Annotated in this window: 18 protein-coding genes; 12 read left to right on the forward strand and 6 right to left on the reverse strand. The window is 66.0% G+C overall.

The window, feature by feature from the left end:
* Nucleotides 1-29: 29 nt before the first annotated feature.
* The gene (locus tag VSX79_RS02910; protein ID WP_326914358.1) at nucleotides 30-1253 is read left to right on the forward strand and encodes an NAD(P)/FAD-dependent oxidoreductase; all 1224 of its coding nucleotides are present in this window, start codon (nucleotides 30-32) and stop codon (nucleotides 1251-1253) included.
* Between the two features lie 3 nt (nucleotides 1254-1256).
* Here VSX79_RS02910 and VSX79_RS02915 read toward each other — a convergent pair whose 3' ends face one another.
* Nucleotides 1257-4040 (reverse strand): autotransporter family protein, encoded by a 2784-nt coding sequence (locus VSX79_RS02915; protein ID WP_326914359.1) that lies wholly within the window; start codon nucleotides 4038-4040, stop codon nucleotides 1257-1259.
* Nucleotides 4041-4113: 73 nt separating this feature from the next.
* Complete coding sequence (locus VSX79_RS02920) at nucleotides 4114-4740, reverse strand: DUF4126 domain-containing protein (RefSeq protein WP_179499454.1); 627 nt, start codon at nucleotides 4738-4740, stop codon at nucleotides 4114-4116.
* A 105-nt stretch (nucleotides 4741-4845) separates the two neighbouring features.
* Between VSX79_RS02920 and VSX79_RS02925 the strand changes: the two genes are divergently transcribed.
* A complete protein-coding gene (locus VSX79_RS02925; RefSeq protein WP_326914360.1) occupies nucleotides 4846-5643 on the forward strand; it encodes an NUDIX hydrolase in 798 nt (265 codons plus the stop codon).
* A gap of 175 nt (nucleotides 5644-5818) precedes the next feature.
* Complete coding sequence (locus VSX79_RS02930; RefSeq protein ID WP_326914361.1) at nucleotides 5819-6112, forward strand: hypothetical protein; 294 nt, start codon at nucleotides 5819-5821, stop codon at nucleotides 6110-6112.
* 49 nt (nucleotides 6113-6161) lie between these two features.
* On the opposite strand, the gene VSX79_RS02935 is transcribed toward VSX79_RS02930, so the two are convergent.
* A complete protein-coding gene (locus tag VSX79_RS02935; protein ID WP_326914362.1) occupies nucleotides 6162-7022 on the reverse strand; it encodes a carbon-nitrogen hydrolase family protein in 861 nt (286 codons plus the stop codon).
* A gap of 84 nt (nucleotides 7023-7106) precedes the next feature.
* Between VSX79_RS02935 and VSX79_RS02940 the strand changes: the two genes are divergently transcribed.
* Nucleotides 7107-10037, forward strand: a complete 2931-nt coding sequence (locus tag VSX79_RS02940) for a M16 family metallopeptidase (RefSeq protein WP_326914363.1) — start codon at nucleotides 7107-7109, stop codon at nucleotides 10035-10037.
* Here the strand turns inward: VSX79_RS02940 and VSX79_RS02945 are convergent.
* Together VSX79_RS02945 and VSX79_RS02950 are read right to left on the reverse strand one after the other, a co-directional pair.
* Nucleotides 10034-11818, reverse strand: a complete 1785-nt coding sequence (locus VSX79_RS02945) for a cation:proton antiporter domain-containing protein (RefSeq protein WP_326914364.1) — start codon at nucleotides 11816-11818, stop codon at nucleotides 10034-10036. The genes VSX79_RS02940 and VSX79_RS02945 overlap by 4 nt on opposite strands.
* A 64-nt stretch (nucleotides 11819-11882) precedes the next feature.
* Nucleotides 11883-13097: an NADP-dependent isocitrate dehydrogenase gene (locus tag VSX79_RS02950; protein WP_326914365.1), complete on the reverse strand. Its 1215-nt coding sequence runs from the start codon at nucleotides 13095-13097 to the stop codon at nucleotides 11883-11885.
* A gap of 162 nt (nucleotides 13098-13259) precedes the next feature.
* Between VSX79_RS02950 and VSX79_RS02955 the strand changes: the two genes are divergently transcribed.
* Nucleotides 13260-13994 carry a phosphatidylserine decarboxylase gene (locus VSX79_RS02955; RefSeq protein WP_179499447.1) on the forward strand — a complete coding sequence of 245 codons (735 nt, stop codon included), beginning with the start codon at nucleotides 13260-13262 and terminating at the stop codon, nucleotides 13992-13994.
* Nucleotides 13995-13996: 2 nt separating this feature from the next.
* Nucleotides 13997-14770 (forward strand): CDP-alcohol phosphatidyltransferase family protein, encoded by a 774-nt coding sequence (locus VSX79_RS02960; protein WP_326914366.1) that lies wholly within the window; start codon nucleotides 13997-13999, stop codon nucleotides 14768-14770.
* On the opposite strand, the gene VSX79_RS02965 is transcribed toward VSX79_RS02960, so the two are convergent.
* Nucleotides 14754-15011, reverse strand: a complete 258-nt coding sequence (locus VSX79_RS02965; protein WP_326914367.1) for a hypothetical protein — start codon at nucleotides 15009-15011, stop codon at nucleotides 14754-14756. The genes VSX79_RS02960 and VSX79_RS02965 overlap by 17 nt on opposite strands.
* Nucleotides 15012-15325: 314 nt before the next feature.
* Between VSX79_RS02965 and rpsB the strand changes: the two genes are divergently transcribed.
* From rpsB to VSX79_RS02995, 6 genes are all read left to right on the forward strand, one after another.
* Complete coding sequence (rpsB, locus tag VSX79_RS02970) at nucleotides 15326-16156, forward strand: 30S ribosomal protein S2 (RefSeq protein ID WP_179499444.1); 831 nt, start codon at nucleotides 15326-15328, stop codon at nucleotides 16154-16156.
* A 133-nt stretch (nucleotides 16157-16289) separates the two neighbouring features.
* Nucleotides 16290-17216 carry a translation elongation factor Ts gene (tsf, locus tag VSX79_RS02975; RefSeq protein WP_179499443.1) on the forward strand — a complete coding sequence of 309 codons (927 nt, stop codon included), beginning with the start codon at nucleotides 16290-16292 and terminating at the stop codon, nucleotides 17214-17216.
* 115 nt (nucleotides 17217-17331) lie between these two features.
* Nucleotides 17332-18051 (forward strand): UMP kinase, encoded by a 720-nt coding sequence (gene pyrH, locus VSX79_RS02980; protein ID WP_179499442.1) that lies wholly within the window; start codon nucleotides 17332-17334, stop codon nucleotides 18049-18051.
* 21 nt (nucleotides 18052-18072) lie between these two features.
* Complete coding sequence (gene frr / locus VSX79_RS02985) at nucleotides 18073-18627, forward strand: ribosome recycling factor (protein ID WP_179499441.1); 555 nt, start codon at nucleotides 18073-18075, stop codon at nucleotides 18625-18627.
* 96 nt (nucleotides 18628-18723) lie between these two features.
* Nucleotides 18724-19437 carry a polyprenyl diphosphate synthase gene (gene uppS, locus VSX79_RS02990; RefSeq protein ID WP_326914368.1) on the forward strand — a complete coding sequence of 238 codons (714 nt, stop codon included), beginning with the start codon at nucleotides 18724-18726 and terminating at the stop codon, nucleotides 19435-19437.
* Nucleotides 19438-19441: 4 nt separating this feature from the next.
* On the forward strand, nucleotides 19442-20119 hold the full coding sequence (locus VSX79_RS02995) for a phosphatidate cytidylyltransferase (RefSeq protein WP_179499439.1): 678 nt from the start codon (nucleotides 19442-19444) through the stop codon (nucleotides 20117-20119).
* Nucleotide 20120: the final 1 nt, after the last annotated feature.

Raw genomic sequence — 20120 nt, forward strand, 5'->3', positions numbered from 1 at the left:
GCGCCGACGAGCAGCGGGAGAAAGAGGCGATGCGGTTCGACGTGGTGATAGTTGGTGCGGGGCATGGCGGCGCGCAGGTCGCGATGATGCTGCGGACGCAGAAGTTCGAAGGCAGCATTGCGATCGTCGGCGAGGAGCCCGAGCTTCCCTATGAGCGCCCCCCGCTGTCGAAGGAATATTTCGCGGGCGAGAAAGAGTTCGAGCGTATCCAGCTGCGCCCCGCCAAATATTGGGACGAGCGCGCGGTGACGATGCTGCTCGGCAAGCGGGTCGTCGCGGTCGATCCCGCCGCGCATAGCGTCACGACCGACGACGGCGGGACGATCGGATATGGCAAGCTCGTATGGGCGACCGGCGGCCATCCGCGCATGCTGCCGATCCCCGGCGGCGACCTTCCCGGTGTGCAGGGGGTGCGCACCCGCGCCGACGCCGATGCGATGAAGGCGGCGTCGGAAACCGCGCGCCAGATCGTGGTCATCGGTGGCGGCTATATTGGGCTCGAAGCGGCGGCGGTACTGAACAAGGCGGGTAAGAAGGTCGTGCTATTGGAAGCGCTCGACCGCGTTCTCGCACGCGTTGCGGGCGAAGAGCTGTCGCGCTTCTACGAGAAGGAGCATCGGGATCATGGCGTCGACCTGCGGCTCGGCGTCTGCGTCGATGCGATCGAGGGCGAGAGTCATGTCACCGGCGTGCGCCTTTCGGATGGCGAGATCGTCCCCGCCGATCTGGTCATCGTCGGCATCGGCATCGTGCCCGCCATCGAGCCGTTGGTCGCTGCGGGCGCCGATTGCGCCAACGGGGTGCGCGTCGACCGGCTCTGCAAGACGAGCCTGCCCGATATTTATGCGATCGGCGATTGCGCCGCGCATGTGAACGACTTTGCCGAAGGCGCCGAGATCCGGCTCGAATCGGTGCAGAACGCGAACGATCAGGCGAATGTCGTCGCCAAGGGCATAGTGGGCGACGAGGCTCCCTATCATGCGATCCCCTGGTTCTGGTCGAACCAGTATGACCTGAAGCTCCAGACCGCGGGCCTCTCGACCGGGCACGATCAGGCGGTGCTTCGCGGCGATCCCGCAAACCGCAGCTTCTCGGTCGTTTACCTCAAAGCGGGCAAGGTGATCGCGATCGACTGCGTCAACGCGACCAAGGACTATGTCCAGGGCCGCATGATCGTCACTGCGGGACTTCGCGCCACGGCGGAGCAGCTCGCCGACACCGAAACGCCGCTCAAGGCGTTGCTGCCAGTCTGAGGCTTACCAGCGGATCGTCAGCCCCACCGTGCCGCCATAGCGCCGGCTGCGCGGTCCGTCGGCGTCGAAGCCGTAATCGCCTTTCACATGCACCGCGACGTTTTCGCCAAGGCGCGCGATCAGGCCAGCGCCGAACTCGGCCTCGGTACGGCCGAGATCGGTGATGATCGGGTCGGTGCCGAAGCGCGTCGTCTGGTCGCCCGAGAAGCCGTGCCACAGGCTGGCGTGGAGATAGGGCTGGAAGCCGCCATACCCGCCCTGCAGCCGCAGTCCGGCCCGCCCGGTCAGCACATCGCCGGTCGCGAAGTCGATCGTCGAAAAGCTGTCCGCCCGGTCGTCGAGCTTCACCTGCTGCCACAAGAGCTGCGCCTGCGGTTCGAGCGTCCAGTTGGCCGAGAGGGCAAGCGGATAGCCCGCTTCGATCGAGGCGGTCCATCCCTTGCCGTCGATGTCGATCGCTTCGCCCGAACTGGCCGAGGTTTCGCCATCGAACCAGCTGTGCATGACGACGGTATCGACATACCAGCCGTTTTCCCCGACGAGCGTGGCATAGCCGGCAAGGCTCGTCGCCTTGACGTCGATCTGGCCGACCGTCAGGTCGTTCCAGCCGAGCGCGCCGCCGCGGACGCTGCCGTCGGTCGACGAGCGTCCGACGAAGGCGCCGAGACGGACGTTCGTGCCGCCATCCTCTCCAAAGCCTGCAAAATCCTGGCCGATCTGGAAGCCCGAGAGATCGCCATCGAGCGACGGGGCAACGTCGCCATCCCATTTGATCTCGCTATTTTCGGCAAAGACGCGCCCCCAGGTCGCGGGTAGCGCGCCGCCGCCGCGCAGCAGCGCCTGTTCGCCGCGCCGTTCATGGAAAGTCCCGAGCGTTGCGCTCGCGAGATGATGCGCCACCGGCACCGACGCGACAAAAGCCGCGACTTCGGGACGATAGAGCGGCACGACCTCCGCGATCACCGGTGTCGCACCGGGGGTCGGCGGCTCGACCACGACCTCCGGGGCCGGGGAGGGAAGGGGCGCCGGTTCCGCCGGCGGCTCGGGCGGCGGCGGCGGCGCTTCGGGTTCGGGCGCCGGCTCGGGCGCGGGCGTCGGCGCCGGGGGCGGATCGGTCTCGGTCACCGGCGGCGCGGGGTCGACCGGATCGGGATTGTCCGGCGTCGGTTCGGGCGGTGGCGGTGGCGGCTCGGGCGCTGGAGCGGGCGGCGGGGCAGGCGGCTCGGGCGGCAGCGGTTCGGGCGCGGGATCGGGCGCCGGCGGGGTTAACACCGGCGGCGCGGGGGCGGGTTCGGGGGGCGGCGGGGTTTCGGGCTCGGGCGCCGGCGGCAATGTCGAGCGGAGATACCAGTTTTCGCCGGTTCCGGCCGTCGTGCCGCCGCGGAACAGGAAATATTCATAGGCGCCGACGGCGACGCGGTGGTTGAGCGCAAAGGCGCCGCTCGCTGTCGTTGCGCCGCCCACCGCCTCGACGATGAGAATGCCGTTCTGCTGCGTGGCGGCGCCGGTGCCGCCCGCGTTGATCACGGTCACGCCGGTCGTGCCCGAAGCATCGCCGCCGTCGATCACGAGCTTGTCGGAGAGCGACGCGTCATCGCCGAGGACGGTATCGATCAGCAAAAGCCCGTTGTTGCCGACATAGTCGCCGCCGACGGTAAAGCTGTCGCCCGGCGCATTGCCGCTGTTGGTCAGGTCGATGCGTCCGGCATTGACCAGCGTCGCGCGCTCGCCCGCGGTGAAGGCGACGATCCCGCCCTGCAGGCCGCCGCCGAAGATCGTGCTCGACGCGTCGAGTTCGAAGCGCCCGGTGCCGGTCCCGGCGTCGCCGAGGGTCAGGAGGCCGTCGAACGTCAGTTCGCTATCGTTCGTCGCCCGGACATCTTCCCAGCCGTCGAAGCGTGCGACACCGCCCGTCGTGACATTGTCGAAGACCAGCGCGTCGGTGCCGACCCCGCCGGTGATCCGCGGCGACCCGCCGAGGTTCGCGTTGGTCAGATTGGCAAGCCGCGCGCTGTCGTCGTCGCCGCCCATGTCGACCATGCCATGCACGATCCCGCCGCCGTCCCAGACGAAACTGTCGGTGCCGGCGCTGAGCAGCACGTCGCCGCCCACCGACCCGCCGGTGATCGTCACGCTGTCGGTGCCGCCCGATACGCTGACATTGCCGCCGATTGTCCCGTCCGAGAGGATGATCGTGTCGTTGCCGAAACCGGCGACAAGGTTGCGGTCGATGACGCCGCCCGACATGTCGAAGAGATTGTCGGCGAGCTTCATATTCACGCGTCCGATCCGCCCGCCAGTCATTCGCGCGGTATCGCCGTCGTCGAACGCATCGACGATGCGGCCGCCGGTCATCAGGAATGTGTCCATCGAACCACCCTGATTGAGCCGGTCCACCTCGCCGCCCGTCATGACGAAATCGTCGACGCCTTCGCCTTGCTGCACCTGGCCGGTGACGGTTCCCGCGCTGATCGAGAAGCTGTCGTCGCCATTGCCCTGATCGACCGAACCCTCGATCCGGCCCGAATTGACGGTAACCGCATCGGCTCCGCCGCCGAAAGTGACGTCGCCCGCGACGGTGCCGGTGCCGCCGGCAGGGAGCGTCAGCTGATTGTTTCCGTCCGGATCGTCGAGTCCGCCCGCGGACGTGCCGCTGTCGCAGATGTGGACATCGTCACCGGCAGTGGGCGTGAAGACGCATTGCGCAAAGGCGGCGGAGGTCTGCCCCAGCGCGACGAGGGCGGCGGACGACAGAAATAGGGGCCTGAGGGTGTGTTTGGGGGACATGGGGCATCGCTCCCTTTCCGGGTCGGTGCGCCCCCCTGTCCGTGCAACCTATTAATCGAATATTGCCAAAATGTTAAGCGTCAATAGCTGGCGGCGGTTCGTCACCCAGCGCGCGCTTCAGTGTTGCCTTGATATTGCGCAGCAGGCGCCGCAGCGCGATGATCACCACGACCGCGGCGACCGCGAGCAGGATCGCGATGACGATCGCCAGCGGCGGATAGGCGATCGCGAGCGCCAGCAGGCCGCCCGTAGCGAGATCTTCGCCGGTCGAGACCGCGGCGTTGCTGAAGGGCTCGGGGCTGACGTTGACGACCGCGCGCGTCGTCGCCTTCGCCCCATGGCTGAGCAACGCGCCGCCGCCGCCGAGCAGGAAGGCGATCACCTGCCACGCCGGATCCGACGCATCGACCAGCGCGAGCGCGAGCAGCGCGCCGCCGAGCGGACGGACGAAGCTGTGGACGGTGTCCCAGATCGAATCGACCCACGCGATCTTGTCGGCGAGGAATTCGGCGAGCGTGCCGACGGCTGCCACGCCCAGTACCCACGGGTTGGCGAGTATCTGCAGCGCCGCGAGATGTTCGGGAAGCGGCAGCCAACCGAAGCGCATCGCGACGCCGGTCGCCAAAATGGTCAGGTAGAGCCGCCAGCCGGCGAGGAGGCTGAGGCTGCCGGCGACGCCCAAAATCTCGACGATTCCCAATGTCCCGCTCCCCGTCCCGGATCACATGATGCCATCTTGCACCCGTCCGCGCGCGCCCGCAATGCCGGGATGACAAGGCGTCGTGGTGCGGTTATCGCTCGGGTCATGACCGACGCAGCTTCGCCGACCGCACCGCCCGAAGTCTTGCCCGACGGCGCCATTCCCGCGGCGACGCTGGTCATCATGCGCCCGTCGGAATGTGGCGGAGCCGACGAGATATTGATGGTCAAGCGTTCGACGAAAATGGCATTCGCGGCCGGCGCCGTCGTGTTTCCGGGGGGACGCGTCGATCCCGACGATTATCACGTCGCGCGCCTCTACGGCTTCAGGATCGACGAGGCCGACGGCGCCGCGCGTGTCGCCGCGCTGCGCGAGACGCTCGAGGAAACGGGGCTGGCTGTCGGCTGGCCGGAACTGAGGGAAGGGGAGGTCGCCGAGGTGCGGCGGGCGCTGCTCGGCGGGACGCTGCTTTCGGATATCCTGACGGCGCGCGGCGACCGAATCGCCCTGGAATCCTTCGTTCCCTTCGCGCGCTGGTGCCCCAATTTCAAAGAAGCCCGGACGTTCGACACGCGATTTTATGCCGTCGCGGCGCCGCCCCACGGCCATGAATTGACGGTCGAAGAGGCCGAGCACAGCCATATCTTCTGGGCGAGCGCCGAAGCGACGCTGGCGATGGCCGATCGGGGCGAGGTATCGGTGATCTTTCCGACCCGGCGCAATCTTGAACGCATCGCGCAAGCCGCCGATTTTGCGGGTTTCTCGTCCCATTCGCGTCAGTTTCCTGTCGAGCTGGTGACGCCATGGATCGAGGACCGCGATGGGCAAAGCCATCTCTGCATTCCGAGCCACCTCGGCTACCCCGTGACGAGCGAGCCCTTCGACCGCGTTCGGCGCGGATAACGGCAGTTCAGTATGGCAACTTTTTCCCTATTTATTATTTACTAACATTTGTTGGGCTAGGGCAAATCGTCGTTGCAATTGCTGAAGGCCGTGCCTAAGAAGGCGCTGCAGAAGCAGACCGGGGCGGGTTCTCCGGTGTGATTCGACAAAAGTAATCCAGTGGACGGAGAATAAGATGAACCTGCTTAAGAAGGCTGCGATCTCTCTCGCAGCGACCTCGATGATCGCGGCTCCGGTCGCCGCATCGGCAGCTCCTGCGGCTCGCGCCGCTTCGGCAGTTGACGGCCAGAGCGAACTCGAAGGCAGCACGAGCTGGATCATCGCTGTCCTCGCTCTCGTTGCTGTCGTTGGCGGCATCAATCATCGCGTCGGACAACGACGACGACGAACCGACCAGCCCGTAATATCGGCTGATCGCTACCGAATACCGAAAGGCTCCGAGCGTCGCTCGGGGCCTTTTGTGCGTTAGGAGTTCCCAAAAATCGAGAATCGCCGCGCGAAGTCGCGGCGTCGCGCGATCAGGGGGCGACGTTCCGCACCGTCCGCGATTGCGCCAACGGAATCGCCTGACGGGCGCGCTCGGCGGCTGCCGCGTCGATGGGCGCGAGCGCCAGCGCATAGCCCTTTTGCGCCACGGCTTGTTTCGCTTCCGCATCGGCAAGGATCATGCCCCAGGGATCGATTGCGACGCTGTGGCCATAGGTTTGCCGGCCGTCGGCATGCGAGCCATATTGCGCGGCCGCCACGACATGGCATTGCGTTTCGATCGCTCGCGCGCGCATCAGCACATGCCAATGCGCCTCGCCGGTCGATACGGTGAAGGCGGCCGGGATGGCGATGATCGTCGCGCCGCGATCGGCCAGCGCACGATAGAGTTCGGGAAAGCGCAGGTCATAGCAGATGCTGAGGCCCATCCGTCCGAGCGGCGTATCGACGACAACCAGCCTGTTCCCACCCTCATAGGCCGCCGATTCGCGCCAGTTCTCGCCCGAAGGCAGCGTGACGTCGAACATGTGGATCTTGTCATAGCGCGCCCGGATGCCGCCGTCGGCGGCAATGACATGGCTGCGGTTGACGCGCCGTTCGCCGTCGTCGGCGAGCAGGGGCATCGATCCCGAATGCAGCCATATCCCGTGCTTTTGCGCCAAAGCTTGCAGCGCGGAGGGCCAGCGACTGTCGGCTTCGCGGACGATATGGCCGCCCGACCGCACGCGGTCGCGGTCGAGCAGCAGCGACATTTCGGGAAGGAAGGCCATGACCGCCCCGCGCGCCGCGACCTCGGCCATCGCGCGGTCGATCGTCGCCAGGTTCGCGTCAGGGTCGATGCCGCTCGTCATCTGGATCAGCGCGGCAAGCGGTGCAGGCGAGGAAGCGTCCATTCTTGCTGGCTAGGCTCCTGCCGCGCGCCGGGCAAGCATGACAGTTCAGTGGCCAGCAAGGTTCGGACGCGATAAGAAGGGGCAATGTCCTATTCTCCCCCGCGCCATCCGCTTCGCTTCGGCCATTCGCTTTTTCTTTCCGGTGCCGCGGCACTGCTTCTCGTGCCGCTTACCGCAAGCGCGCAGGACAGCAGCCCGACCGCGACGGCCCAGAACGCGGCGAAGAACGCCGACTGGCTCTATGCGGGCAGCGATATCCCGCGCGATACCGCGTGGCAGTTCGGTGTGCTTCCCAACGGCGTGCGCTATGCCGTGCGCAACAATGGCGTGCCGCCGGGGCAGGTGTCGATCCGCGTGCGCATGGACGTCGGTTCGATGTTCGAAACCGAGGACGAGCGCGGCTATGCGCATTTGCTCGAACATCTGACCTTCCGCGGATCGGAGCATATCCCCGACGGCGAAGCGAAACGCATCTGGCAACGGTTCGGCGTCACCTTCGGCAGCGATTCGAACGCGCAAACGACGCCGACGCAAACTGTGTACCAGCTCGACCTGCCCAGCGTCACGCCGGCCAATCTCGACGAAGGCATGAAATTGCTGTCGGGCATGATCCGCGAACCGCGCATCTCCGAACTGGCGGTTGCCGCCGAACGCGGGGTGGTGATGGCCGAACTGCGCGAATCCGACGGCCCGCAAAAGCGGATCGCCGATGCGACCAACGCGCATCTCTTCGCCGGCCAGCTCCTCGGCGACCGTTCGCCGATCGGCACCACGGCCTCGCTCGGCAAGGCGAGCGCGACCTCGGTCGGTGCCTTTCACGATCGCTGGTACCGCCCCGACCGGGCGGTGGTCGTTATCTCCGGCGACGGCGACCCGGCGGAATTCGCGCGGCTGATCGCCAAATATTACGGCGACTGGCAGGCGGACGCGCCGAACCCGGTCGCTCCCGATTTCGGCAAGCCCGACCCGAAGCAGCCCGCGGCGCTCGAGATTGTCGAGGCAAGCCAGCCGCTCGCGCTGACCCTAGCGATGGTGCGGCCGTGGAAGAAGCGCATCGATACGGTCGCAAACACGCGGCGGCTCTATCTCGAATATCTGGCCCAGGCGCTCGTTAACCGCCGGCTCGAAAATCGCGCGCGCACGGGCGGCAGCTATCTCGTCGCGACGGTCGAGCAGCAATATGTCAGCCGCAGCGCCGACGTGACGATGGCGTCGATCGTGCCCCTGAACGACTGGAAGGCCGCGCTCGCCGACGTCCGCGGGGTGATCGCCGACGCCGTGAAGACGCCGCCGTCGCAGGCCGATATCGACCGCGAGATGAACGAGATCGAGGCGTTTCTGCTGAAGGAACTCGAAAATGCCCGCAACGAACCCGGTGCGCGGCTTGCCGACGACATGGTGCGCGCGGTCGACATCGGCGAAACGGTAACGAGCCCGCAAGGGCAGGTCGACATGTTCAAGGCGATCCGCGCCTCGGCGACGCCGCAGGTGATGCTCGACATCAGCAAGGCGATCTTTTCGGCGCCCGTGACGCGCGTCGTGCTGACGACGCCGACCTCGGCGGGTGGCAACGCTGCGGTGCTGGCCGCGCTGAAGGCGCCGGTGGCGGCGCGCGACGACCGGCTCACGGCGGTCAAGGCCGATTTCGGGCAATTGCCCGGGTTCGGCCAGCCGGGTGCGATCGTTTCGACGACTCCCATTCTGGGCTTGCGCGCCGAGCGGGTCGAATTTTCCAACGGCGTCACGGCGCTGATTTCGAACAACAAAGTCGAACCGGGCAAGGTCCGCGTCAATGTGCGCTTTGGCACCGGCAATCGCAGCGTCGCGGCCGATGCGCCCAACCTCCTGTGGACCGGCGATTATGCGTTGGTCGCGAGCGGGATCGGCCCATGGGGGCAGAATGAGATCGACAAGCTGACCAACGGACGCCAGATTCAGATGAATTTCGCGATCGACGACGATGCGTTCGAACTGTCCGCCGAAAGCAGGCCCGCCGACCTTGCCGATCAGATGCGCCTGATCGCGGGCAAGCTGGCGGTTCCCCGCTGGGATCCCGCACCGGTCGAGCGGCTGCGTATCGGCTACCTCACCGGATACGACCTCAACGATGCGACGCCCAACGCGGTGCTCGACCGCAACCTGCGCGGCTGGCTGACGAACAACGACGCCCGCTGGGCCGCGCCCGACAAGGCGCAGATCGAGGCGCTGACGCCGGCCGCCTTCCGCGCCTTCTGGGAACCGCGCCTTGCGAGCGGGCCGATCGAAGTGCAGATTTTCGGCGACCTCGAAACGGTCGATTACAAGAAGATCCTCGCTGAAACACTGGGGGCGCTGCCGTCGCGCAAGACCCTGGCACCGCCGAGCGGCCAGCGGGTCGCGTTCGCCAAGCATGTGTCCGAACCCGACATCGCTTACCACCGCGGCGAGCAGGGACAGGCCGCGGCGATGACGGCATGGCCCACCGGTGGCGGCCTCGCCAGCCCGCGCGACGCGCGCGGGCTCGAGATACTCGCGGCGATCTTCAACGACCGGTTGTTCGATCGCCTGCGCGCCGAACAGGGGGCCAGCTATGGCCCGGTCGTCGACAGCCACTGGCCGACCGGTTTCGACACCGGCGGTTATCTTCTGGTCGGTAGCCTGCTCGCGCCGAAGGATCTCGACCGCTTCTATTCCATAGCGAAGGATATCGCCGCCGACCTGGTGACGAAGCCCGTCGGCGCCGACGAGCTGGCGCGCAATGCGGGTCCGATCCGGGAACAGGTCGCGCGGGCTTCGACGGGGAACGTCTATTGGATGTTCCTGCTCGAAGGCGCGACGCGCGATCCGCGCGTCGCCGCCGCGGCGCTGTCGATCCAGGACGATATTTCGGCGGTCACCGCCGCCGACGTCCAGCGGCTCGCGCGGCAATATCTGACCCCCGAACGGCAATGGTCGCTGGCGATCCTGCCCAAGGGCATGACCCTTGCCGATGCGTCGGCGCTGGATGACGCGCCCGCAGCAGTGGGCGGGCGTTAGGCGGTCTCGTTTCCGGCTATCGGCCGCTTGGTCGTGCGGATCCGCGGCTCATGGTCGAGCTTGCCCTTGGTCATGATGTCGTGGCGCATCTTGGCGCGGACGTCGTGGATCGACGCGATCACCGGCCCCATTGCGACGCCAAGGTCGATCAACACCGCCTCGGCGAGTTGCAGCGAGCTTTCGAGCGTTTCGGGCACCGCGTCGCTGGCGCCCGCCTGATACAGCGCGGCCGCATGGTCGGCGTCGCGCGCGCGGCTGATGATCGGCAGGTTGGGGTATTTCCGGCGCAACTGGCGCGTCATCCGTAACTGCTGCACCGGATCGTCCATTGTCAGCACGATCGCCTTGGCATGTTCGATGCCGAGCTTGTCGAGGCTGCCCGGCCGCGCGACGTCGGCAAAACGCACGCTGAAGCCGTCGCGCCGCGCCGCCGCGACCGTGTCGATATCGGCATCGACCGCCACATAGGGGCGGCCGTGTTCGCGCAGCAATTCGGCGACGGTGTGGCCGACGCGCCCAAAGCCGACGATCACCGTGCGATCCTCGGGCGTTTCTTCGTCCTGCGCGTCGCCCGAACGCATCTCGATCCGCCGCGCTACGTCGTGGCCGACGCGCGCAAGCAGCGGCGTGATCGTCAGGCCGATCGCGGTGACGAGCTGCCAGAATTCGGCGGTGTCGCGACTGATCAGCTGCGCCTGCAAGGCGGTCGCGAGCACGATCAGCGTCGTTTCGGACGGGCTCGACATCAACAGGCCGACCTCGGCCGCAGTGCCGCGCCGCGCCGCGCCCGCGAAGCGCAGGAGCGCCGCCGTGACCACGGCCTTGACCAGTACGACGCCGACGACCGCCATGATCAGGGAGGGCCACTGGCTCGCGATCGTCTGGAGGTTGAGCCCCATGCCGACGCTGATCAGGAACACCCCGAGCGCGAGGCCCTTGAAGGGGGCGGTGATCGTTTCGACCTCCTCGTGATATTCGGTTTCGGCGATCATCAGCCCCGCGAGCAGCGCACCGACGATCGGCGACAGGCCGACCGCGGCGGTCGCGAGCGCGGCGACGATGACGACGAGCAGGCTTGCGGCGAGGAACAGCTCGGGATCCTTCGCGCGCGCTGCCTGCGCAAAGATCTTCGGGAGCAGGAACCAGCCGCCGATAGCAAGCGCCGCGACGACGAGCGCCCCCTGCCACAGCGTTGTCAGCAGCAATTCGGCGCTGTCGCCCGACGCTGCGGGGGATAGCGCGGCGAGGATGAAGATGATCGGAACGAGCGCCAGATCCTCGAACAGCAGCATCGAGAAGGAGGCCCGGCCCACAGCCGACTTGGTTCCCGCGATCGGGAGCACGAGCGCGGTCGAGGAGAGCGCGAGGGCGATGCCGAGGCCGTAAGCCGATGTGAGCGGCTGGTCGCGGAACAACAGGATCGCCGAGCCCAGAATCGCGCCGCCGAAGATCAGTTCGGCGGCACCGATACCAAAGACGAGCTTGCGCAGTTGCCAGAGGCGCCTGAACGAGAGTTCCAACCCGATCGAGAAGAGAAGCAGCACGATGCCGAATTCGGCGAACAGCGCGATATCCTCGGTCGAGGCGATCGTGACGTGTTTCAGCCACGGATAATCGCCCGCCAGCATCCCGAGCCCCGACGGACCGACGAGAAGGCCGACGAGGATGAAGCCGATTACCGGCGAGATCCTGAATCTTGCGAACGCGGGAATGACGACGCCCGCCGCGCCGAGGACCACGAGCGCGTTGCCGATGGCGGAGGTTTCTGTTTCGGATACCATTGGGGCCGACCTTATGCAGGCCGGCCCCGATTGGCTAGAGCGCTATCTCAACTAATTCGCTTGTTTAAGCGCCCATCTTCTTGTCGAGATTTTCGACGATCGCCTCGAAGAAGCCTTCGGTCGTCAACCAGTTCTGGTCGGGACCGATCAGGAGCGCGAGGTCCTTGGTCATCTTGCCGCTCTCGACGGTGGCGACGCAGACCTTTTCGAGGTCGTCGGCGAACTTCACCAGTTCGGCATTGTCGTCGAGCTTGCCGCGGTGCTTGAGGCCGCCCGTCCACGCAAAGATCGAAGCGATCGGGTTGGTCGACGTCGCCTTGCCCTGCTGGTGCATGCGGTAGTGGCGGGTGACGGTGCCGTGCGCGGCTTCGGACTCGACGGTCTTGCCGTCGGGGGTCATCAGCACGCTGGTCATCAGGCCGAGCGAGCCGAAGCCCTGCGCGACGGTGTCCGACTGGACGTCTCCGTCGTAATTCTTGCAAGCCCAGACGAACTTGCCCGACCATTTGAGCGCCGAGGCGACCATGTCGTCGATCAGGCGATGTTCGTACACGATGCCGATCTCGTCGAACTTCGCCTTGAATTCGGCGTTGAAGATTTCCTCGAACAGATCCTTGAAGCGGCCGTCATAGGCCTTGAGGATCGTGTTCTTGGTCGACAGATACACCGGCCACTGGCGCGCGAGGCCATAGTTCAGGCTGGCGCGCGCGAAGTCGCGGATCGAATCGTCGAGATTGTACATCCCCATCGCGACGCCCGACGACGGGAACTGGAACACTTCCTCATCGATCAGCGTGCCGTCCTCGCCCTCGAACACCAGGCGCAGCTTGCCGGGGCCGGGGACGCGGAAATCGGTTGCCTTATACTGGTCGCCAAACGCGTGGCGGCCGACGACGATCGGGTCGGTCCAGCCGGGGACGAGCCGGGGCACATTCTTCATCACGATCGGTTCGCGGAACACCACGCCGCCCAGGATGTTGCGGATGGTGCCGTTCGGCGATTTCCACATCTTCTTGAGGCCGAATTCCTCGACGCGGGCTTCGTCGGGGGTGATCGTCGCGCACTTCACGCCGACGCCATATTTTTTGATCGCGTTCGCGGCCTCGACGGTGATCTTGTCGTCGGTGCGGTCGCGTTCCTCGATGCCGAGGTCGTAATAGTGAAGGTCGACGTCGAGATAGGGAAGGATCAGCCGCTCGCGGATCCATTGCCAGATGATCCGGGTCATTTCGTCGCCGTCGAGTTCGACGACCGGGTTGGCTACCTTGATCTTGCCCATGCGTTCAGCCTTTTTCCTTGGGGAGTCGGAGTTGCAGCGGGCCTTAGGCAAAGCGGCGCGATTGATCAACCGCCCGTCGTGCTTGCCGATGGCCGCGGGGCGGCAACGATCGCGTCGCCTTATCCATTGTCAGTATAGAAGCCGCACCCTAGAAGAATGGTCATGTCCACTATCATCTCATCGAACCGGCCCGGCGGGGGCATCAAATGGCAATGGCCCTCTGTTCATCCCGAAGGCCGCAAGTTCCTGTTAATCGCGGGAATCGTGACCCTCTGTTTCTGGCTGCTCGGGTGGGAGATACTCGGCTGGCTGATGCTGGGCGTGACGATCTGGATCGGGACCTTCTTTCGCGATCCCGTGCGCGTCACCCCGGCGAGTGCCGATCTTGTCATCGCCCCGGCGGACGGGCTGATCACGCAGATCGCCGAGGTCCCGCCGCCACCCGAAATCGCGGGCTCTGACGGGCTCGGCGCGTCGCCGATGCTGCGCGTTTCGATTTTCATGAGCGTCTTCGACGTCCATATCAACCGCACCCCCGTCGCGGGGACGCTGCGCAAGCTCGTCTATATCCCCGGCAAGTTCGTGAACGCCGATCTCGACAAGGCGAGCGAGGAGAATGAGCGCCAGCATTTCGTCGTCGAGCGCGCCGACGGCATGCGCATCGGTTTCACCCAGATCGCCGGCCTCGTCGCGCGGCGCATCATGCCTTTCGTGACGATGGGCAACGAACTTGCGACCGGCCAGCGCGTCGGCCTCATTCGTTTCGGCAGCCGCGTCGACGTCTATCTGCCCGCGGGCACCGCGCCGCAGGTGCTGCTCGGCCAGCGCACGCTGGCGGGTGAAACGGTGATCGCGCGGATCGGCATTGCCGAGACGATCGAGGGAGTCGGACAGTAAGGATGGCGGACGAAGCCCCGGTTCCGGTCGACGCCGAACATCGCCGCATCGGCGGAATTCCGCTGCGCGCCTTCGCGCCCAATGCGATCACGCTGCTGGCGCTGTGTTCGGGGCTGACCGGCGTTCGTTTCGCGATCGATGGCGAATGGGCGGCGGCGATTACGATGATCATCGTCGCCGGCGTGCTCGACGGAATGGACGGGCGCATCGCGCGCCTGCTGCGCGCGCAAAGCAAATTCGGCGCCGAACTCGATTCGCTCTCCGACGTGATCGCCTTCGGCGTCGCCCCGGCAATGATCCTGTTCTTGTGGTCGCTCGACGAGGCACCGAAATTCGGGTGGACCGCCGCGCTCGCGCTCGCCGTCTGCTGCGCGCTTCGCCTCGCGCGCTTCAATTCGCGCATGGATGCCGAGTTCCAACCGCACAAGTCGGCGGGTTTCAACACCGGCATTCCCGCGCCGGCGGGGGCGGGGCTGTCGTTCGTGCCCGTCTATCTGTGGCTGACGACGGGCCATGATCTGTTTCGCGAATGGTATGTCGTGATGCCGTGGGCACTCGGAATTGCGATGCTGATGATCTCGGCGATCCCCACCTATAGCTGGGCGTCAATCCGGCTGCGCCGTTCGTGGCGCTTGTTCGCATTGGCGGGGGTCGGCCTGTTCGGTGCGGCGCTGGTCACGGCGCCCTGGCTGACCCTGCTCGCGGTCTGCGCGCTCTATGCCGCGACGCTGCCCTTCGGGCTTGCGAGCTATGCGAAGGTCAGGCGGCGCGGCTGATTGCCGGCTGCATCCGGACCGTGGCGCGGACCGGGCGCGAGGTATCGCGGTGCGCTGCCGAACGGCGCAGCGTCACCCTGCACGAGGCCGGCCCCGGCTGCGGCGCGATGTCGAGCGGAAAGGCGCCTTCGCCCATCAGTGCCGACAGGATCGCATCCTCATTATTTCTGAGCATGGCCAGGATGACCGTGACGCCGAGCCCGGCGGCGACGAAGAGGAGAGCGGCTGCGACCTGAACCATGATCTTGTCCTTTCGGCTTTCCTGTGCGAAAGCTTTTGTTAACCAGCGACGGTTTCCGTGAACTTTTTGTTCCATGTTCCCGTTTTGTTCTCAACGCCTTTGCGACGAACCGAGGCGCTTTGTCGTTGAGCCGAGTCCGGCGCGCGCGACGGGGCGAGCGTGAAAAGACGCCGACACCCCTTGCTTTTGGCGGCCAAGGCGGCTAACGGCCCGCCCATTCCACATGGAAGGCGCACATACCGGTGCCGGGATATCGCTTTGAGCGGACACCCCGGTTCTTGCCTTCCAGAGGACTAACCGGAAGGAGAAAGACTATGGCGGCACCTGTCGTCACGATGCAGAATCTTATCGAAGCTGGCGCCCACTTCGGTCACCAGACCCACCGTTGGAACCCGCGCATGAAGCCGTACATCTTCGGCGCGCGCAACGGCATCCACATTCTCGACCTGTCGCAGACCGTGCCGCTCTTCGCGCGCGCGCTCGACTTCATCGCTTCGTCGTCGGCCGCCGGCGGCAAGGTGCTGTTCGTCGGCACCAAGCGCCAGGCGCAGGGTCCGATCGCCGACGCCGCGCGCGCGTCGGGTCAGCATTTCGTCAACCACCGCTGGCTGGGCGGCATGCTCACCAACTGGAAGACGATCTCGGGTTCGATCAAGCGCCTCAAGACGCTTGAGGAACAGCTCTCGGGCGACACCTCGGGCCTCACCAAGAAGGAAGTGCTCAACAAGACGCGCGAGCGCGACAAGCTCGAAATGTCGCTTGGCGGCATTCGCGACATGGGCGGCATTCCCGACGTGATGTTCGTGATCGACGCGAACAAGGAAGAGTTGGCGATCAAGGAAGCCAACGTCCTTGGCATCCCCGTCGTCGCGATCCTCGATTCGAACGTTTCGCCCGACGGCATCGCCTTCCCGGTTCCGGCGAACGATGACGCCGCGCGCGCCATCCGCCTTTACTGCGATGCGGTTGCCCAGGCGGCAACGCGTGGCGGCCAGCAGGCCCGCGCCGATCGCGGCGAAGACCTTGGCGCCGCGGTCGAGCCGACCGCCGAGCCGGTAATCGAAGAAGCCGCCGCTCCGGTGACCGAGGACGAACAGGTCCCGGCCGAAGCCGCCGCCGAAACCGAACGCCAGAGCGACGCCTGATCGTTCGCGGGCATGGCAGGACGGCGCGGCTAGGGTCCGCGCCGTCGCTGTCATCCCTTTGACTTATCGCCCCGCCATGCGCGCGGGGCGTCTTGCGGGCCGGACGGGCTCGCCCTTTTGAAAGGAATATTCCATGGCTGAGATCACGGCCGCCCTCGTCAAGGAACTGCGCGACCGCACGGGCGCAGGCATGATGGACTGCAAAAAGGCGCTCGCCGAAAACAACGGCGACATCGAAGCGTCGATCGACTGGCTGCGCACCAAGGGCCTCGCCGCCGCCGCCAAGAAGGCCGGCCGCGTCGCCGCCGAAGGCCTCGTCGGCTTTGCGACCGAAGGCACCAAAGGCGCGCTGGTCGAAGTGAACAGCGAAACCGATTTCGTCGGCAAGAACGAACAGTTCCAGGAATTCGTCCGCGACGTGACGCAGGTCGCGCTTGCCGGCAACATCACCGACATCGATGCGCTGAACGCTGCCGCTTATCCCACCGGCGGCACCGTCGCCGAAAAGCTGACCAGCAACATCGCTACGATCGGTGAGAACCAGTCGCTGCGCCGCGCGGCGGTCGTGTCGGTCAGCTCGGGCGTCGTCACCGGCTATGTCCACAACGCCGCCGCACCCGGCATGGGCAAGATCGGCGTGCTCGTCGCGCTCGAATCGACCGCCGGCGCCGATGTTCTCGAGCCGCTCGGCAAGCAGCTCGCGATGCACGTCGCCGCCGCGAACCCGCTGGCGCTGAACGGCGACGATCTCGACGCCGACCTCGTCGCGCGCGAACGCGCGATTGCCGAAGAAAAGGCGGCCCAGTCGGGCAAGCCCGCCGACATCGTTTCGAAGATGGTCGATGGCGCGATCGCCAAGTACCGCAAGGAAAACGCGCTGCTGTCGCAGCTGTTCGTGATGGACGGCAAGACTCCGGTCGCCGAAGTCGTCGCTGCCGCCGGCAAGGATGTCGGCGCGACGATCACCCTGAAGGGCTTCGTCCGCTTCCAGCTCGGTGAAGGCATCGAGAAGGAAGAAAGCGACTTTGCGGCGGAAGTCGCGGCGGCCGCTGGCGTCTAAAAGGGAAGATACGGATTGCCGCGTCTGTCGCGGTAGTCCGCTTGGCAATGGCGCGTGCCCGCTCTAGGGTGCGCGCCATTCGCTTATATCGAGTTTGCAAGAGGTTCCCCACGACATGGCATTGCCCGGCATGAAACGCATTTTGCTCAAGCTGTCGGGCGAGGCGCTGATGGGCTCCACCCCTTTCGGCATCGACCCCGAAACGGTCGCGAGCATGGCGGCCGAGGTCAAGGAAGCAAAGGGCCGTGGGCTTGAAATCTGCCTCGTCATCGGTGGCGGCAACATCTTTCGCGGCATGGCAGGGGCGGCCAAGGGCATGGACCGCGCGCAGGCCGATTATATGGGCATGCTCGCCACCGTGATGAACGCGCTCGCGATGCAGAATGCGCTCGAGCAGCTCGGCGTCGAAACGCGCGTGCAGTCGGCGATCGAGATGGACAAGGTGTGCGAGCCGGTGATCCGTCGCCGCGCCGAACGCCATATGGAAAAGGGCCGCGTCGTGATTTTCGCCGCGGGCGTCGGTGCGCCTTATTTCACCACCGACAGCGGCGCGGCGCTGCGCGCCGCCGAGATGAAGTGCGACGCGCTCTTGAAGGGCACCAGCGTCGACGGCGTCTATAACGCCGACCCCAAAAAGGACCCGAGCGCGGTCCGCTACGATACGCTCAGCTATGACCGCGTGCTCGCCGACAATCTGAAGGTGATGGACGCGAGCGCGGTGGCGCTCTGCCGCGACAATCATATCCCGATCGTCGTGTTCAATATCCGCGAGCCCGGAAATCTGGCGCGCGTGCTGGCGGGCGAGGGCGTTTCGACCGTCGTCGGCGACGCCTGAGAAGAATGAGAGGAAAGACAGATGGCGAAATATGACAAGGCCGACCTCGAACGCCGCATGCACGGCGCGGTCGAAGCATTGAAGAGCGACCTTTCGGGTCTGCGTACCGGTCGCGCGCACACGGCGCTGCTCGATCCCGTGACGGTCGAGGTTTACGGCAGTCATATGCCGCTGAACCAGGTCGCCTCGGTCAGCGCGCCCGAACCGCGCATGCTGTCGGTGCAGGTATGGGACAAGTCGAACGTCGGCCCGGTCGACAAGGCGATCCGCTCGGCAGGCCTCGGGCTCAACCCGATCGTCGACGGCCAGATGCTGCGCCTGCCGATCCCCGAAATGACGCAGGAACGCCGCAAGGAATTGTCGAAGCTCGCCGGCCAATATGCCGAAAAGGCGCGCGTCGCGGTGCGCAACGTCCGCCGCGACGGGATGGACAATCTCAAGGCCGACGAAAACAAGAAGGAAATCAGCGAGGACGAGCGCAAGCGCGCCGAAACCGACGTCCAGAAGCTGACCGACAGCACGATCGCCGAAATCGATGCCGCCGCGACCGCCAAGGAAAAGGAAATCCTCGGCTAGTGCTTCAGGGCGCCCATCTCTCTTCCGCTCGTGTCGAGCGAAGTCGAGACACCCATCGGACTGGAGCAAGGCCGGGGGGCATCTCGACTTCGCTCGATGCGACCGGATTTTGAGGTTTTTCCTGTGACGGTTTCGGACCACGGCGCGCGCCATGTCGCCATCATCATGGACGGCAACGGCCGCTGGGCGAAGAAGCGCCTCCTGCCTCGCGTCGCCGGGCACAAGGCGGGGGTCGAGGCAGTGCGCACGATCGTGCACGCCGCGGGCGACCTCGGCATCGAGGCGATGACGCTCTATGCCTTCAGCTCCGAAAACTGGAAGCGGCCCGAAGAGGAAGTCAGCGATCTGATGGGGCTGATGAAGCGCTTCATCCTCTCCGATCTCGACGAATTCGCCGCGAACGATGTGAAGCTGAAGGTCATCGGCAACTGGCGCGCGCTCGCGCCCGACGTTGTCGCGCTCATCGAAAATGCGCTTGAGCGTACCGCGGGCAACAAGCGCACGACGCTTGCGGTCGCGCTCAACTATGGCGCGCAGGACGAGCTGGTGCGCGCGGCGAACGCCGCCGCGGCGCAGGGCGGGATCACCGCCGAGGCGATCGAGGCGAACCTCGACACCGCCGACATGCCGCCGCTCGACCTGCTCATCCGCACCTCGGGCGAGGTGCGGCTGTCGAACTTCCTGCTCTGGCAGTCGGCCTATGCCGAACTCTATTTCACCGACATCTTGTGGCCGGACTTCAAGCCGGCCGATCTGAAAGCGGCGCTCGACCATTTCGCGCGTCGCGATCGCCGTTACGGGGGACTTTAAGGGCATGGTGACAGCGGTGAAATCGGATCTCTGGGTGCGGGCCGGGTCGGCGATCATATTGTTCGCGATTGCGGGCGCCGCGCTGTGGTTCGGCGGCATCGCCTTCGGCCTGCTGCTGCTGATCGGCGGTGCGCTCGTGCTCGTCGAATGGTTCCAGCTTGTGAAGCGCATGACGCTCGGTGGCGGGGGCAAGGCCGCGCTCAACATTCTCGGCCCGATCCTCGTCGTCGGCGCGATGGCCGGGCTCTGGTTCGTCCGCGATCATCTGGGCATGACGGCGGCGCTGTGGGTGTTCGGGATGGTCTGGGCGACCGATATCGGCGCCTATTTCGCTGGCCGTGCCTTCGGCGGCGCGCGCCTGGCACCGAAAATCAGCCCGTCGAAGACCTGGTCGGGGCTGGTCGGCGGGATGGTTGCTGCCTTGATCGCCAGCGCGACGATCGGCGACCGCGCAGGGATCATCGGCGTGCCGCTGTGGATCGGCCTTTTCATGGGGCTGCTTGCGCAGCTCGGCGACCTTGGCGAAAGCTGGATGAAGCGCCGCGCGGGGGTCAAGGATTCGGGCAAGCTCATTCCCGGGCACGGCGGGCTGTTCGACCGCGTCGATGGCGTGCTGCCGGTGGCGCTGCTGCTCGGCGGGCTGGCCTTCGTCGGCCAGATCGCCGTGCGGGCGGCGGGCTGAA

The sequence above is a fragment of the Sphingopyxis chilensis genome (assembly GCF_035930445.1).
GTDB classification, from domain to species: domain Bacteria; phylum Pseudomonadota; class Alphaproteobacteria; order Sphingomonadales; family Sphingomonadaceae; genus Sphingopyxis; species Sphingopyxis chilensis.

Coding starts and splice junctions, on each gene's coding strand:
- VSX79_RS02925 (WP_326914360.1), top strand. CDS start 4,846: ATGACCGACGCAGCTTCGCCGACCGCACCGCCCGAAGTCTTGCCCGAC.
- tsf (WP_179499443.1), top strand. CDS start 16,290: ATGGCTGAGATCACGGCCGCCCTCGTCAAGGAACTGCGCGACCGCACG.
- frr (WP_179499441.1), top strand. CDS start 18,073: ATGGCGAAATATGACAAGGCCGACCTCGAACGCCGCATGCACGGCGCG.
- rpsB (WP_179499444.1), top strand. CDS start 15,326: ATGGCGGCACCTGTCGTCACGATGCAGAATCTTATCGAAGCTGGCGCC.
- VSX79_RS02965 (WP_326914367.1), bottom strand. CDS start 15,011: ATGGTTCAGGTCGCAGCCGCTCTCCTCTTCGTCGCCGCCGGGCTCGGC.
- VSX79_RS02955 (WP_179499447.1), top strand. CDS start 13,260: ATGTCCACTATCATCTCATCGAACCGGCCCGGCGGGGGCATCAAATGG.
- VSX79_RS02995 (WP_179499439.1), top strand. CDS start 19,442: ATGGTGACAGCGGTGAAATCGGATCTCTGGGTGCGGGCCGGGTCGGCG.
- VSX79_RS02935 (WP_326914362.1), bottom strand. CDS start 7,022: ATGGACGCTTCCTCGCCTGCACCGCTTGCCGCGCTGATCCAGATGACG.
- uppS (WP_326914368.1), top strand. CDS start 18,724: ATGCGACCGGATTTTGAGGTTTTTCCTGTGACGGTTTCGGACCACGGC.
- VSX79_RS02910 (WP_326914358.1), top strand. CDS start 30: ATGCGGTTCGACGTGGTGATAGTTGGTGCGGGGCATGGCGGCGCGCAG.
- VSX79_RS02940 (WP_326914363.1), top strand. CDS start 7,107: ATGTCCTATTCTCCCCCGCGCCATCCGCTTCGCTTCGGCCATTCGCTT.
- VSX79_RS02930 (WP_326914361.1), top strand. CDS start 5,819: ATGAACCTGCTTAAGAAGGCTGCGATCTCTCTCGCAGCGACCTCGATG.
- VSX79_RS02950 (WP_326914365.1), bottom strand. CDS start 13,097: ATGGGCAAGATCAAGGTAGCCAACCCGGTCGTCGAACTCGACGGCGAC.
- pyrH (WP_179499442.1), top strand. CDS start 17,332: ATGGCATTGCCCGGCATGAAACGCATTTTGCTCAAGCTGTCGGGCGAG.
- VSX79_RS02960 (WP_326914366.1), top strand. CDS start 13,997: ATGGCGGACGAAGCCCCGGTTCCGGTCGACGCCGAACATCGCCGCATC.
- VSX79_RS02915 (WP_326914359.1), bottom strand. CDS start 4,040: ATGTCCCCCAAACACACCCTCAGGCCCCTATTTCTGTCGTCCGCCGCC.
- VSX79_RS02945 (WP_326914364.1), bottom strand. CDS start 11,818: ATGGTATCCGAAACAGAAACCTCCGCCATCGGCAACGCGCTCGTGGTC.